The sequence below is a fragment of the Mesorhizobium sp. M1423 genome (assembly GCF_040317575.1).
In the GTDB taxonomy this organism is placed as follows: Bacteria; Pseudomonadota; Alphaproteobacteria; order Rhizobiales; family Rhizobiaceae; genus Mesorhizobium.
In genome coordinates, this window is record NZ_JAMYKU010000002.1 from 325,312 (window position 1) to 337,824 (window position 12,513).

Consider the following 12,513-nt stretch of genomic DNA (forward strand, 5'->3'; position numbering starts at 1 on the left):
ATCGCATGAGCAGGTTACGCGTCGGGGTCGTCGGCGCCGGCATGATCTCGCAGGTCGAGCATATTCCCAATCTGCTGCGCCTCGGTGAGTTGTTCGAGCTGGTCGGCGTCGCCGATCCCTCCAGGATTTCGCGGCAGTTCGTCACCGACACCCATGGCATCGCCAATTTCGAAACGATCGACCAGCTCTTCGACCAGCGCCTCGACGCGGTAGTGATCGGCTCGCCGGACCCATTGCATCACGAACAGGTGCTGGCGGCGCTGGCGCGCGGCCTGCATGTCTTTTGCGAAAAGCCGCTCTGCTATTCCCTGGCGGAAATCGCCGAGATCGTCGCCGCGCGCGATGCCGCCAGGAAAATCATGCAAGTCGGCTACATGAAGCGCTTCGATCCGAGCTACCGGCTGGCGCTCGCTTCGCTGCCGGGGACACCGAGCACGCTGCGCTCGGTCTCGGTGGAAGTGAACGATCCCGACGCCTGGCCGTTCATCGCCCACCTGCCCTACAGGCGCGGCACCGATATCCCGAAGGACATGGTCGCCGCTGTCGCCGCCAAGCAGAAGCGCCAGGTCGAACAAGCCATTGGCGTGCCTTTCACTGATCTCGCTTTCCGTGGATTTACCGGCGCTTACAGCTCGGCCTTGATTCACGATGTCAATGCCGTTCACGGCCTGCTCGATGCGCTCGGCGTGCCGGACGGCGAGATCGTCGGCGCGCAGATCTTTGCCAATGGCGACGGCGGCCAGGGCGCCGTCAAGCTGCTGGACGGACAGGCGCTGTGGACCATGACCCATCTTACCGTACCTAAGCTCGCCGACTACAAGGAGCGGATCACGCTGTTCTTCGACGATGCCAGCCTGGAGCTCGAATTCCCCTCGCCCTGGCTCAACCATCATCCGACCCGGCTGACGGTGACGACCTCGCACGGTCACACGCTGTCGAAGAAAGATTTGCGCGCCGGCTACGCGGAAGCCTTCGTCGAGGAGATGCGTGGCTTCTGGGCGGCGATCGTCAATGGCGACCCCGTCGTCAACCCGCCCGAACACGCCGCCCGCGATCAGGCCTTGCTGCTCGGGCTGACCCGGCGGCATCTCGCGACCGGACCGTTCGACTGAGCACTCAAACCGGGAGCCGAACGGCGGCTACCTGGACTTGATGACGCCGTCGGTATTGGCCAGCAGCTTGCGCACTGCATTGCGTGCCGCGTCCGGCCGCTGCAGGCGGATGCTCTTCTCGATTGCCTCATGCAGCCTCTGCGTATGCTGCAAATCGTCGAGTTCCCGGGTCGTAAAAGCGAACAGATGATCGAACGCCGATTCGATCAGCACGCCGAGCGGCACCAGCAGATCGTTGCCCGAGGCGCGCAGGATGGCGAGGTGGAACCGCGTGTCGGCGCGCGTCCGCTCCTGCAGGTTGGTCGCCTCGCCCATCTCGCGGCAGGCCTGGCTGATCTCGGCCATCTGCTCGTCGGTGCGCCGCATGGCGGCAAAGGCGCTGGCCTCCGGCTCGATGATGTGGCGGAATTCCTGCACCGTCCTGAGGAACACCTCGCGGTCCGGCGAGGTCGCGTACCAGGCCAGCACATCGCGATCGAGCAGGTTCCAGCGCTCCTTCGGCTCGACCCAGCTGCCGATTTTGGGACGTGACGACAAAAGGCTCTTCGCCATCAGCATCTTGATGGCTTCGCGCACCGCCGAGCGGCTGACGTCGAAGGTCTCGGACCATTTGGCTTCGTTGGGCAGGATGGTTCCCGGCGGATAGTCGCCGCGCACGATCCTCAGCCCGATCTCGTTGGCGAGCGACGCGTGCACGCTCGAGCCCGGCATGCGCGCCGCATCGGCGCGGCGAATACCGCTCGTGCGTTCGGCGAACGCCTCGGCCGCTGTCTTTCCCTTATCCGGCTTCGCGTCCTGCATAGCTCCACAAAGTCCGGATTTGGAGGCGTGTCAAGGAGATGAAATCGACGGCAATATCTCGGTTTGATTTTCCGTATCCGTCGCCTCGCCGACACCGCGCTTTGCCGGGCGTTCACGCCGGGGAGGCACGAACGGCTTCTCTTTGTCCCGACTGAATTCCTCGATCAGGAAATCAAGGAAGACGCGGATTTTCGGGGCAAGATGCTGCCGTGCCGGATAGACCGCGTAGAGTGTGGTTTCGACCTTGTCCCAGTCATCCAGAGCCGATTGCAGCCGGCCTGCTTTCAGGTCGCTTTCGACATAGGGATAGGGGATCAGGCTGACGCCGAAGCCGGCGCGCAGCGCATCGCGCACGGCGAGGCTCGAGGAGACCGAATATCGTCCGTCGATGGCGATCCGCTCGCTGCGGCCGTCCTTGCGGAATTCCCATATGTCCGCATGCCCCGAGAGGCTGAACCGGATGCAGTTGGCCGCCTTCAAATCGGCAGGCGTTTGAGGCCGGCCGTGCTGCTCGAAGTAGGCAGGAGCTGCACAAAGCACGTGCGGCATGACCGCAAGCTTTCTGGCGACCAGGCTGGAATCCTCGAGATTGTCGCTGCCGCGAATGGCAAGGTCAAATCCCTCCCGCACGATATCGACGCGCCTGTCATCAAGATGCAGGTCGAGTTTCAAATCGGGATAGCGCGATAGAAACGCGGGAATGGCAGCCGAAAGCCGCGTCAACGTGACAGTCATCGGCGCGCTGACCCGCAACGTGCCGCTCGGCGCCGTCTTGATCGGGCCGAGGACCTGGTCGGCCCTGGCCAGCGCATCGAGCCCCTGCGTGACATGCTCCAGATAGATCCTGCCTTCTTCGGTCAGGGCCATCCGCCGCGTCGTCCGGTTGATGAGCCGCACCCCCAGATGCGCCTCCAGCTCGGCGATGTTCTTGCTGATCGCGGGAGGCGAGAGACCGAGCCGCCGTCCGGCTTCGGCAAAGCTGTTCAGTTCCGCCACATGACGGAAAACCTGCAACGCAGTCAGGCGATCCACTGCACCATTCTCTCCCAGTAAACAATGTCTTTCAATTGTCACATATTATCGTCTGTTGGTAAATTCCATATCTGCTTCCCGAACAACTTTCTCAATTTCGGAATGATATGATGACCAACCCCACAATCTCCCTTATCGAGCGACGCATGTCGGCCAATCGGTTCGATGCCTCGTACGCATTGACGGATGCCGAGGTCGAGGAACTGGCACGTCTCGCAACCCGCGCGCCAACCGCCTACAACCTTCAGAACTGGCGGTTCATCGCCGTGCGGACGCCGGAAGCAAAGGCGCGGTTGCGCAGCGTGGCCCATGGCCAGGCCAAGGTGCAGGAAGCAGCGGTCACCTTCATCGTCTGCGGCGTATTGCCCGACCACGCTGCCCTCACAGCAAGGCTGCATCCTTTCGTGCAAGCCGGCTTCATGCCGGCGGATATGGCTTCGGGCTGGCAGGAAGGCGCCCGCGCACAATATGCCGATCCTCGGGCAGCCCGCGACGAAGCGGTGCGCTCGGCAACGCTTGGCGCTGCAACGCTGATTTTTGCAGCCGAAGCGCTGGGGCTCGTCGCTGGTCCGATGGGAGGCTTCGATGCCGAAGGCGTGGCCCGCGAGTTTGGCCTTGGACTGAATGAAGTGCCGGTGATGCTCATCGCGGTCGGCCGCGCCGCGCCCGGCAACTGGCCGCAAAAGCCGCGCCGCCCTCTTGCCGAAGTACTGGAAATCTTATGAAAACGCGCCGTTTCGATCTGTTGCTGACAGCCATTGCACCCGCGATATGGGGCAGCACCTATATCGTCACCACCCAGTTCCTGCCCAACTTTTCGCCGATGACGGTCGCAATGCTGCGTGCCTTGCCCGCCGGATTGCTGCTGCTGGCGATCGTTCGGCAACTGCCAACGGGCATCTGGTGGCTGCGCAGTTTCGTCCTCGGAGCCCTCAACATCTCGATCTTCCTGAGCATGTTGTTTGTCGCCGCCTACCGGCTTCCGGGCGGGGTCGCCGCGACGGTGCTGTCGGTCCAGCCGTTGATCGTGATTTTCCTTGCCGCTGCCCTGCTTGCCAGCCCTGTCCGACCGTTAGCGATCGTCGCTGCCCTTGTCGGGATCGCCGGTGTTGCATTGCTGGTGCTGACCCCGAACGCGACGCTCGATGCGGTCGGCGTTGCCGCCGGCCTCGCCGGGGCGGCCTCCATGGCCTTCGGAAGCGTATTGGCCCGTAGGTGGCAACCGCCAGTATCGCTGCTTACCTTTACGGCATGGCAGCTGACTGCCGGTGGTCTGCTTCTCGTTCCGGTGACGCTGCTTTTCGAGCCTTCCATCCCGCTCCCGACCGGCACCAACCTGCTTGGACTGGCGTGGCTCGGCCTGATCGGCGCGGCGCTGACCTATGTCCTCTGGTTCCGGGGCATTGCGCGACTGGAATCCGCAGTGGTGTCATCGCTGCTTTTCCTCAGCCCGGTGACCGCCGTGCTGCTTGGATGGGTATTCCTGGATCAGACACTGACCTTGCCTCAAATCGCCGGCGTCGTTTTCGTCATCGGCAGCATCTGGCTGGCTCAACGGCCCACCGGCAACGAGTCCTGATGCATGTCGCTCAAAAGTGTGCAGCGGGTTTGCGATACGACATGCATCAAAACAAGAACCTGAAGCGCGTAGCATGAGGCCGGTCGAACGCGACGCGTTTTAGGCCGCCGACTTGTGTCGGCGGATTGTTCGGCACTATGGTCCAGCGGCATAGCCGGAGGATCCGCCGATGCCACAACGCCCCTATGATGAGCGCCTGCTCCGTCAGGCGTTCGAAGTCGCGCGCAAGGCCCGCGATGCCGGCGAACATCCCTTTGGTTCGCTCCTCGCTGACAAGGACGGCAATGTTTTGCGCGAGCAGCCCAACGCTTACAAAGCCGGCGGGGGCGACCGCACCGCTCATGCCGAAAGGCTGCTGGCCTCATGGGCGGGGATGAATTTCAGTCTCGAAAAGCTGGCCTCCTGCACACTCTACACTTCGGCCGAACCTTGCGCGATGTGCTCCGGCACAATCTATTGGGCGGGCATCGGACGGGTCGTCTTTGGCCAGAGCGAACATGACCTCAAGGCATCGACGGGTGCACATGTCGAGAATCCTACACTCAACCTGCCCTGCAGGATCGTCTTCGAAGCTGGGCAGCGTCCGACTGAAGTCGTCGGTCCGCTGCTTGCCGATGAAGCGGCGCAACTCCAGGCCGAATTCTGGAAAGACAAGTAGGGTTCAGGACTCGTTGATGCAGAGGCAGAGGCGACTGCTGACGTGGACTACGACCTAGGACGTAGACTCATGTCGTTTAGCACCCGCCGATCATCGACGCGCGGCACCCCTCGCGGCTTGTTGGGCAACAGCGGCTCGATCACGGGCCATCCGATGTCGGTCAGATCATATCGGCTCATGCTGAGCCTGAATCAGATTCCTCCGCAATATGAAAGTCCTGGTCGGAAAACGACCCCATTGCGGACCTACGCCCAACAAGGATATGTTGCCGCCGCGCGCGTAGGCATCCCGCTTCACCATCGCGCATGTTCCATGAAAGCAAAGAATAGATTCGACTCGCTCATGCACGCGGTCTGTGTTGGTCATGGCTATTGTGGAGGAAGGCACGGCGACAAGTTCATGCATGTCACCGATTTTATTCCTCAAGCCGGTGATGTTACAGCGGATCAATTCGTGGAATGGGTATTTCTAGCTGAATATGAGAATGAAAGTGAACGAATGTCTCCCAGGTGGGATCGGCATCGCCAGAGGATACGAGACTTTTTCGTTGAGCATATGGGATCAGACGTCGTCGATGCCAGCCAACTAAAATGGGGCGTGAAGGGCTAAGCCAACCCCTTTACTCTGCTTCCCACCCATCACGGTCATACCGCATTTATGAGTTTACGGCTTAGAGGCCGGTGAGCAATTTCTTAAGTAGAGCATTAAGAGTTTCCTGCTCCGCCGGCGTCAGCACGGAGATTAATTGCTCTTCCAGCGCCACCATTGGACCAATCAAATCGTCGATCGCGCGCTTGCCGCCAGTCGTCAGCGCAATTTGCTTGCCGCGCCGGTCGTCGGGATCGGGGCGTCGTTCAACCAGCCCGGCGCGCTCCAGCCGGTCCAGGCGGCTCGTCATGCCGCCCGAGGAGATCATTGCCGATTCGTAGAGCTGAGTGGGTGAGAGCATATAGGGTTCACCGGCGCGCCTGAGCGGCGTGAGCACATCAAACTCACCTACATTCAGCCCTGCGTCTTTGAGCAACGGGTTCATGTGATCGCGGATAACCCGCGCGGCGGCATCAAGCAGACGACCTACCGTTTCAACAGGCAGCAACGGAAGATCGGGGCGCTCGCGGGCCCACTCCTTAGCTGCGGCCTCGGCGCGATCCATGGCAAATGTTCCCTTGGCAAAATGTATCTTGCAATCAAGATACATTGCATCTACTTACATCGCAGCGAGATAATAACTCAGCGCGCGCCCCTGGAGAAGGAGAAATCGATGCCCAAAATGATTTTCGTGAACCTGCCTGTCCGTGACCTGTCGGCGTCGACGGCGTTCTACGTGGCGCTAGGCGGCACTGTGAACCCGCAGTTTTCTGGCGAAAAATCCACCTCGCTCATGTTCTCGGACACGATCGGGGTGATGCTGCTGACCCATGACCACTACCGCGAATTCACCACACGCCCAATCGGCGACGCACGGCGCGACAGCCAGGCAATGATCGTCCTCACTGTCGATAACCGCGACGCCGTCGATGCAACACTGACCAGCGCGGTTGCGGCGGGCGGTCGCGCCGATCCCAACCCGGCGCAGGATCTTGGCTTCATGTATAACCGCCACATTGAAGACCCAGATGGCTACGTCTGGGAAATAGTCTGGATGAACCAGACGGCGAACGCCTGAACGTAGGGTGTGGGCGCATCGATCGTAGCGGGTCCTGAGCCCAGCCTCATGACCAGCAATTGCGGGCTGGCCCAGTGCCGGCTCCGCGTCAGCTGCCTCCGTCAGCTCGTCTTGACATATTTCCGCCAGCTGTGTTCCGGCCGGAAGCCGAGCATGTCGCGTGCCTTGCGGTTGGAGAGCAGCGTCTCGTATTCGCCAAGTTCGCCCTCGACCGGCACATCGGGATAAAACCGCTTCAGCAGTTCGGCTGTCGGCAGGTCGGACGAGGTGTCGTCATTGGCGGCGTTGAACACCTGATAGCCGAGCCCATCCTTTTCGATGGCGCGCAGCGTGATCTGGCCGAGGTCGCGCGCGTCGATATAGCTCCAGGCGATGCGCTTGCGGAAACCCGGATCGGCGAACCATTTCGGAAACAGCGAATATTCATGCGGCTCGATGACGTTGCCGATGCGCAAGGCATAGATGTCGGTGCCATCGCGTTGTGCAAACGCCCGCGCGGTCTTCTCGTTGACGACCTTGGACAGCGCATAGCTGTCCATCGGATCGACGTCGTACTCCTCATCGAGCGGGAAATGCGTCGGATCGCGCGGTTCGTTGGCGAAGACCAGGCCGTAGGTCGTCTCGCTGGATGCGATCACCACCTTGCGGATACCGAGCTTCACTGCGGCCTCGATGACATTGTAGGTGCCGAGCGCGTTGATGCGGAACACCTCGTTGTCGGGCGTGATCATGATGCGCGGGATGGCCGCGAAATGCACCACGGCATCGACCGGCTGCGAACGCAGCGACGGATCGAATTCATGCAGGCCGATATAGCTCGACAGCGCGTTGAACACCTGCCCGCTGTCGGTGATGTCGGTGATCAGCGTGCGCACCTTGGGATTGTCGAGCGGCTTGGTGTCGATGTTGAGCACCTGGCAGCCCTGCTCGACCAGATATTGCACGACGTGGCGCCCGGCCTTGCCGCTGCCGCCGGTGAACATGATCCGCTTCGTCATTTTGCTCTCCCTGGAATTCACGTGTATTGTCAGACAATATCGAACTCTGCAATCGCCTGCCAATGGCATGCGGCAAAAACCCGCTTCAACAATTCGCCGGCAAGGTGCAGCGCCGTCATCCATCATTGCAAATAGGACGAAACGACATGAACACGACCGCCGCGAGCGAAAAGATCGGCTTCATCGGGCTTGGCCTGATGGGGCACGGCATAGCGAAGAACATCGTCGACAAAGGCTATCCGTTGACTTTTCTCGGCCGCAAGAACCGCACGCCTGCCGAAGACCTGCTCGGCCGCGGCGCCAAGGAAGTGGCGAGCTCGCGCGACGTGGCGGTGGCGTCCGATATCGTCTTCATCTGCGTCACCGGCTCGCGCGAGGTCGAAGCCATCATCCGCGGCCCAGGCGGCCTCAAGGAAGGCCTGAAGCAGGGATCGGTTGTCGTCGACTGCTCGACCTCGGATCCTGTCTCGACGGTGGCGCTGGCCGCCGAACTCAAGGCGCTCGGCGTCGATTATGTCGATGCCCCGCTCAGCCGCACGCCGAAGGAGGCCTGGGAAGGCACGCTCGATGCCATGGTCGGCGCGCCCGACGCGGTCTTTGCCCGGCTGAAGCCGGTGCTCGACACCTGGGCCGGGCGCATCGTCCATATCGGCGACACCGGTGACGGCCATCGCATGAAGCTGCTCAACAACTTCATTTCGCTCGGCTACGCTGCGATCTATTCCGAGGCGCTGGCGCTGGCGCAGAAGGTCGGCATCTCGCCGCCGCGCTTCGACAGCGTCATCCGCAACGGCCGCATGGATTGCGGCTTCTACCAGACCTTCATGCGCTGGACGCTGGAAGGCGACCGCGACGCGCACAAATTCAGCATCGCCAACGCCTTCAAGGATCTCACCTATCTCGAATCGATGGCGGGTGCTGCCGGCATCGCCAACCCACTCGGCAACGCCACCAAAAACGCCTTCGCCGGCGCCTTCACGGCCGGCCCCGCCGACCAATATGTGCCGATGCTGGCCACGCATATCGGCAAGGTCAACGGCGTCGACCTGATGCCGACCAGGGATGGCAAGAAGCAGACGATCTGAAGGCCTCGAATCTTGGTGTTTGATCAAGGCTGGTGCTGCCCGGCATCGCCCTACCGAGCACTTCAACAGGAATAAGCGCCGTCGGCGAAGCTGCCAATCTCCCCCCTTGCGGGGGAGATGCCCGGCAGGGCAGAGGGGGGTGCTGTCCCTCAGACCTCAGATCGGCAACACTGCAATTTCAAAGCCAGAAACAAAAAACCCGCCTCGGTGGGCGGGTCGTCGGCGCCAATCAGCACCATAGCCAAAATTAGTAGCATAGTTGCCGGCACAAAGCAAGAACAAAATACGCTGCGGCGGTAAAAAAGTCCGAATCCCTGGTCCATCCGAGGTCGCCGCCCTCATTGCCTAACGTTGATGATTAGCGAAAGCCGAAGTGGCATCCAATCTCCCCCCTCGTGGGGGAGATGTCCGGCAGGACAGAGAGGGGCGCGAAGGAATGCCGAGTTTTGCAATCGTTCGGAGCAATGCCAGCCCTGGTGCAACCATCACCGCCGCGACCGCCCGATAACATCGTCGGTGTTGGCGAGAAGCCTGTGCACCGCGGCACGGGCTGCGGCGGGCCGCTGCAGGCGGATGTTCTTCTCGATCGCCTCGTGCAGTGCCTGCGCCCGACGCTGGTCGCTGGTTTCGCGTGTGACGAAAACAAAGAGGTGATCGAGCGCCGATTCGATCAGCACGCCGAGCGGCACCAGCAGATCGTTGCCCGAGGCGCGCAGGATGGCGAGGTGGAACCGCGTGTCGGCGCGCGTTCGCTCCTGCAGGTTGGTCGCTTCGCCCATTTCGCGACAGGCCTGGCTGATCTCGGCCATCTGCTCGTCGGTGCGCCGCATCGCGGCAAAGGCGCTGGCCTCCGGCTCGATGATGTGGCGGAATTCCTGCACCGTCCTGAGAAACACCTCGCGGTCCGGCGAGGTCGCGTACCAGGCCAGCACATCGCGATCGAGCAGGTTCCAGCGCTCCTTAGGCTCGACCCAACTGCCGATCTTCGGGCGCGACGCAAGCAAGCTTTTCGCCATCAGCATTTTTATGGCTTCGCGCACCGCCGAGCGGCTGACGTCGAAGGTCTCCGACCATTTGGCCTCGTTGGGCAGGATGGTTCCCGGCGGATAATCGCCGCGCACGATCCTCAGCCCGATTTCGTTGGCCAGCGAGGCGTGCACACTCGAGCCGGGAAAGTGTGCGGCGTCGGCACGCCGAACGCCGGCCGGCCGTTCAGCCTCGGCCTTCAACTTGGCGGGTCGCTTTTTTGATGTCGCGTCCGGCATTCGTATTCCCCGGCAGCTGCTTGTCGAAAGCCTGAACTCAGGACACGACAAAGCAGCGGCCTACGCTCCAAAGCAGCGTCGCCTCGTGCGTTCGTATGGACGGTCTGTGACGGGGCGCCCGTCGAAGGGCGCCCCGAAACTGCGAACCTACTTCTGGATGCAGGTGTCGACAGTGTCCTTGGTGCATTCGTCGAGGCCGGTGAACACCGGATCGGCGACCGGCTTGCCTTCGACCAGGTCGATCATCACCGAGGGCGCCTTGTAGCCCATCTCGAACGGCCGCTGGCCAACCAGCGCGGTCACCAGCCCGTCACGGGCAATCGCCACCTCGTCGCCGATCGTGTCGGCGGCGCCGATGACGAAGGCGTTGCTGGCGATCTTGTCGGCCATCGGCTTGAAAAGGTCGCGGTAGGGCTGCGGAGCGCCGAACAGCGGCCAGCCGCCCATGATGCCGAAAGCGTCGAGATCGGGATTGGCAGCGAGGATGTCGGTCATCGCCTGCACGCCCTTGGCGCCGTCGTCATTGGTGAACACCGGGCAGCCGGCAACTTCCGTCCAGCCGCCTTCGCCCGCCAGCGCCGCGAGGCCTTCCTTGCCCGAAAGCGCGTCACGCATGCCCTGCGCGCGGCGCAGGATGTTGTCGGCAGCCGGATTGCCTTCGATGGTGCAGATCTTGCCACCATTCGGCTTGGCCTTCTTGATGTATTCGCCGATCTTGTGACCCATCAGGTAATTGTCGGTGCCGAGGTAGGTCTTGCGCAGCGCCGCATCTTCCTTGCTGAGGTCGGCGTCGAGGGTCATGATCGGGATCGACGGATTGGCGCTTTTGATCGTCTGCGCGATCAGCGGCGCGTTCGATGGCGAAATCGCCATCGCCACAGTGTCGGGCTTGCTCAGCATGTCCTGGACGATCTGGGCTTCACCGGCTTCGTCCGAGGTCGATGCCGGTCCGGTGTAGAAGCACTCATATTCCGAGCTGGCGTTTTCCTTGTTCCATTTCTCGCAACCCTGGTGGATGGCCTCGAAGAATGGATTGTCGAGACCCTTCACGACGATGACGAGCTGTTTCTTGGCCATAGCCGGCCCGGCACCCAACGCCATGATGGCGGCGGCAGCGAGCAATAGTGATTTCCTCATGTCAGTCCTCCCTTTTGAAACAAACGGACACCGCGTGCCCGCCACACACAGATCGACCCGGAGCAAGATGACAGAGGACGTCGCACTCGTGTCGCCAAGCCAGGTCGATAAGCATTTTCATATTCAGTCTCAGACCGGCACCGACAGATACTGCTGGTTACCAAATCCCTGACCGACAAACCTTCACCGATTCCTTCCGGCAACCCGGGGGATCGGCGCAAGCTCCTCCGACACTTAGCTAATATCGCCTTGTCACCGACGTCAATGCTATTTGTCCTACAAAACTGATTTTTCGAAAGAAGCCGTGGTTGACGCCAAGGTGGCTTATGCGTAAATGGGCAAAATCGCTGCTTCCGGGAGGAACTGGGGAGAGCGAAAGGCCGCGGCAGAACCGCAGGCCGCAAAGCACGGGGAGGCAAGAAGGCTGGTGGCGGTTCTCGAACTCACCAACATCTCGAAGCATTTTGGCGCCATCCAGGCGGTCAACGACGTTTCGTTGTCGATCGAGGCCGGACAGGTTGTCGGCCTGATGGGCGACAACGGCGCCGGCAAGTCGACGCTGGTCAAGATGATCGCCGGCAATTTCCCACCGAGCCATGGCACGATGCAGATGGACGGCAAGGAGCTGATCCTGCACAAGCCGGTCGAGGCGCGCCAGCACGGCATCGAAATCGTCCATCAGGACCTGGCACTGTGCAACAATCTGACGGCCGCCGCCAACGTCTATCTCGGCCGTGAATTGCGCCGCGGCCTCGGGCCGCTTCGCATCCTCGACTATGCCGCAATGTACAAGCGTGCCGGCCAGATCTTCGCCGAGCTGAAATCCGAAACCCGCCCGCGCGACCTGGTCAAACAGATGTCGGGCGGCCAGCGGCAAGCGGTGGCGATCGCCCGCACCATGCTTTCGCAGGCCAAGATCGTGCTGATGGACGAGCCGACGGCGGCGATCTCGGTCCGCCAGGTCGCCGAGGTATTGAACCTGATCCGCCATTTGCGCGACCAGGGCATCGCCGTCGTGCTGATCAGCCACCGCATGCCCGACGTCTTTGACGTCGCCGACCGCGTCATCGTCATGCGTCGCGGCCGCAAGGTCGCCGACAAGACGATCGCATCGAGTTCGCCGGAAGAAGTCACCGGGCTCATCACCGGCGCTATCGAACAGGTATGATTGACGCCTCAA

At 61.7% G+C, this 12,513-nt stretch carries 14 protein-coding genes and 1 pseudogene; 8 read left to right on the plus strand and 7 right to left on the minus strand.

Annotated features, from left to right (window positions below; translation table 11 throughout):
* Positions 1 to 5: 5 nt before the first annotated feature.
* Positions 6 to 1,112: a Gfo/Idh/MocA family protein gene (locus tag NKG95_RS04370; protein WP_353040033.1), complete on the plus strand. Its 1,107-nt coding sequence runs from the start codon at positions 6 to 8 to the stop codon at positions 1,110 to 1,112.
* Positions 1,113 to 1,139: 27 nt separating this feature from the next.
* Here the strand turns inward: NKG95_RS04370 and NKG95_RS04375 are convergent, their stop codons facing one another.
* Together NKG95_RS04375 and NKG95_RS04380 are read right to left on the minus strand one after the other, a co-directional pair.
* Entirely contained in the window at positions 1,140 to 1,913 is a 774-nt protein-coding gene (locus NKG95_RS04375; protein ID WP_353040034.1) for a FadR/GntR family transcriptional regulator, read from the minus strand.
* A 30-nt stretch (positions 1,914 to 1,943) separates the two neighbouring features.
* Positions 1,944 to 2,945: a LysR family transcriptional regulator gene (locus NKG95_RS04380; RefSeq protein ID WP_352481571.1), complete on the minus strand. Its 1,002-nt coding sequence runs from the start codon at positions 2,943 to 2,945 to the stop codon at positions 1,944 to 1,946.
* Between the two features lie 110 nt (positions 2,946 to 3,055).
* Between NKG95_RS04380 and NKG95_RS04385 the strand changes: the two genes are divergently transcribed.
* From NKG95_RS04385 to NKG95_RS04395, 3 genes are all read left to right on the plus strand, one after another.
* Positions 3,056 to 3,670, plus strand: coding sequence for a nitroreductase family protein (locus NKG95_RS04385; RefSeq protein ID WP_352788592.1), 615 nt, complete (start codon positions 3,056 to 3,058; stop codon positions 3,668 to 3,670).
* Positions 3,667 to 4,524 (plus strand): EamA family transporter, encoded by an 858-nt coding sequence (locus tag NKG95_RS04390; RefSeq protein ID WP_353040035.1) that lies wholly within the window; start codon positions 3,667 to 3,669, stop codon positions 4,522 to 4,524. The genes NKG95_RS04385 and NKG95_RS04390 overlap by 4 nt, the downstream gene beginning before the upstream one ends.
* A 169-nt stretch (positions 4,525 to 4,693) precedes the next feature.
* Positions 4,694 to 5,182, plus strand: a complete 489-nt coding sequence (locus tag NKG95_RS04395; RefSeq protein WP_353040036.1) for a nucleoside deaminase — start codon at positions 4,694 to 4,696, stop codon at positions 5,180 to 5,182.
* A gap of 74 nt (positions 5,183 to 5,256) precedes the next feature.
* Here NKG95_RS04395 and NKG95_RS04400 read toward each other — a convergent pair.
* A pseudogene (locus NKG95_RS04400) lies at positions 5,257 to 5,361 on the minus strand (IS5/IS1182 family transposase); the annotation flags it as partial.
* Positions 5,362 to 5,494: 133 nt separating this feature from the next.
* Between NKG95_RS04400 and NKG95_RS04405 the strand changes: the two are divergent.
* Positions 5,495 to 5,791 carry a hypothetical protein gene (locus NKG95_RS04405; RefSeq protein ID WP_353040037.1) on the plus strand — a complete coding sequence of 99 codons (297 nt, stop codon included), beginning with the start codon at positions 5,495 to 5,497 and terminating at the stop codon, positions 5,789 to 5,791.
* Between the two features lie 61 nt (positions 5,792 to 5,852).
* Here the strand turns inward: NKG95_RS04405 and NKG95_RS04410 are convergent, their stop codons facing one another.
* Positions 5,853 to 6,335: a MarR family winged helix-turn-helix transcriptional regulator gene (locus tag NKG95_RS04410; RefSeq protein WP_352815686.1), complete on the minus strand. Its 483-nt coding sequence runs from the start codon at positions 6,333 to 6,335 to the stop codon at positions 5,853 to 5,855.
* Between the two features lie 108 nt (positions 6,336 to 6,443).
* On the opposite strand from NKG95_RS04410, the gene NKG95_RS04415 reads away from it, so the two are divergent.
* Positions 6,444 to 6,848 (plus strand): VOC family protein, encoded by a 405-nt coding sequence (locus tag NKG95_RS04415; RefSeq protein WP_352815684.1) that lies wholly within the window; start codon positions 6,444 to 6,446, stop codon positions 6,846 to 6,848.
* Positions 6,849 to 6,949: 101 nt separating this feature from the next.
* On the opposite strand, the gene NKG95_RS04420 is transcribed toward NKG95_RS04415, so the two are convergent.
* A complete protein-coding gene (locus NKG95_RS04420; RefSeq protein ID WP_352815682.1) occupies positions 6,950 to 7,846 on the minus strand; it encodes an NAD-dependent epimerase/dehydratase family protein in 897 nt (298 codons plus the stop codon).
* Between the two features lie 146 nt (positions 7,847 to 7,992).
* On the opposite strand from NKG95_RS04420, the gene NKG95_RS04425 reads away from it, so the two are divergent.
* The gene (locus NKG95_RS04425; protein WP_353040038.1) at positions 7,993 to 8,931 is read left to right on the plus strand and encodes an NAD(P)-dependent oxidoreductase; all 939 of its coding nucleotides are present in this window, start codon (positions 7,993 to 7,995) and stop codon (positions 8,929 to 8,931) included.
* 485 nt (positions 8,932 to 9,416) lie between these two features.
* Here NKG95_RS04425 and NKG95_RS04430 read toward each other — a convergent pair whose 3' ends face one another.
* Both NKG95_RS04430 and NKG95_RS04435 read right to left on the minus strand, forming a co-directional pair.
* A complete protein-coding gene (locus NKG95_RS04430; protein WP_023721256.1) occupies positions 9,417 to 10,196 on the minus strand; it encodes a FadR/GntR family transcriptional regulator in 780 nt (259 codons plus the stop codon).
* 147 nt (positions 10,197 to 10,343) lie between these two features.
* The gene (locus NKG95_RS04435) at positions 10,344 to 11,333 is read right to left on the minus strand and encodes a sugar-binding protein (protein ID WP_353040039.1); all 990 of its coding nucleotides are present in this window, start codon (positions 11,331 to 11,333) and stop codon (positions 10,344 to 10,346) included.
* Positions 11,334 to 11,760: 427 nt separating this feature from the next.
* Between NKG95_RS04435 and NKG95_RS04440 the strand changes: the two genes are divergently transcribed.
* Positions 11,761 to 12,501, plus strand: a complete 741-nt coding sequence (locus NKG95_RS04440) for an ATP-binding cassette domain-containing protein (RefSeq protein ID WP_023675804.1) — start codon at positions 11,761 to 11,763, stop codon at positions 12,499 to 12,501.
* Positions 12,502 to 12,513 lie beyond the last annotated feature (12 nt).

Bases quoted from the DNA above. Each gene is read 5' to 3' on its own strand.
- NKG95_RS04370 (WP_353040033.1), top strand. From the start codon at position 6: ATGAGCAGGTTACGCGTCGGGGTCGTCGGCGCCGGCATGATCTCGCAG.
- NKG95_RS04375 (WP_353040034.1), bottom strand. From the start codon at position 1,913: ATGCAGGACGCGAAGCCGGATAAGGGAAAGACAGCGGCCGAGGCGTTC.
- NKG95_RS04385 (WP_352788592.1), top strand. From the start codon at position 3,056: ATGACCAACCCCACAATCTCCCTTATCGAGCGACGCATGTCGGCCAAT.
- NKG95_RS04390 (WP_353040035.1), top strand. From the start codon at position 3,667: ATGAAAACGCGCCGTTTCGATCTGTTGCTGACAGCCATTGCACCCGCG.
- NKG95_RS04395 (WP_353040036.1), top strand. From the start codon at position 4,694: ATGCCACAACGCCCCTATGATGAGCGCCTGCTCCGTCAGGCGTTCGAA.
- NKG95_RS04405 (WP_353040037.1), top strand. From the start codon at position 5,495: ATGAAAGCAAAGAATAGATTCGACTCGCTCATGCACGCGGTCTGTGTT.
- NKG95_RS04410 (WP_352815686.1), bottom strand. From the start codon at position 6,335: ATGGATCGCGCCGAGGCCGCAGCTAAGGAGTGGGCCCGCGAGCGCCCC.
- NKG95_RS04415 (WP_352815684.1), top strand. From the start codon at position 6,444: ATGCCCAAAATGATTTTCGTGAACCTGCCTGTCCGTGACCTGTCGGCG.
- NKG95_RS04420 (WP_352815682.1), bottom strand. From the start codon at position 7,846: ATGACGAAGCGGATCATGTTCACCGGCGGCAGCGGCAAGGCCGGGCGC.
- NKG95_RS04425 (WP_353040038.1), top strand. From the start codon at position 7,993: ATGAACACGACCGCCGCGAGCGAAAAGATCGGCTTCATCGGGCTTGGC.
- NKG95_RS04430 (WP_023721256.1), bottom strand. From the start codon at position 10,196: ATGCCGGACGCGACATCAAAAAAGCGACCCGCCAAGTTGAAGGCCGAG.
- NKG95_RS04435 (WP_353040039.1), bottom strand. From the start codon at position 11,333: ATGAGGAAATCACTATTGCTCGCTGCCGCCGCCATCATGGCGTTGGGT.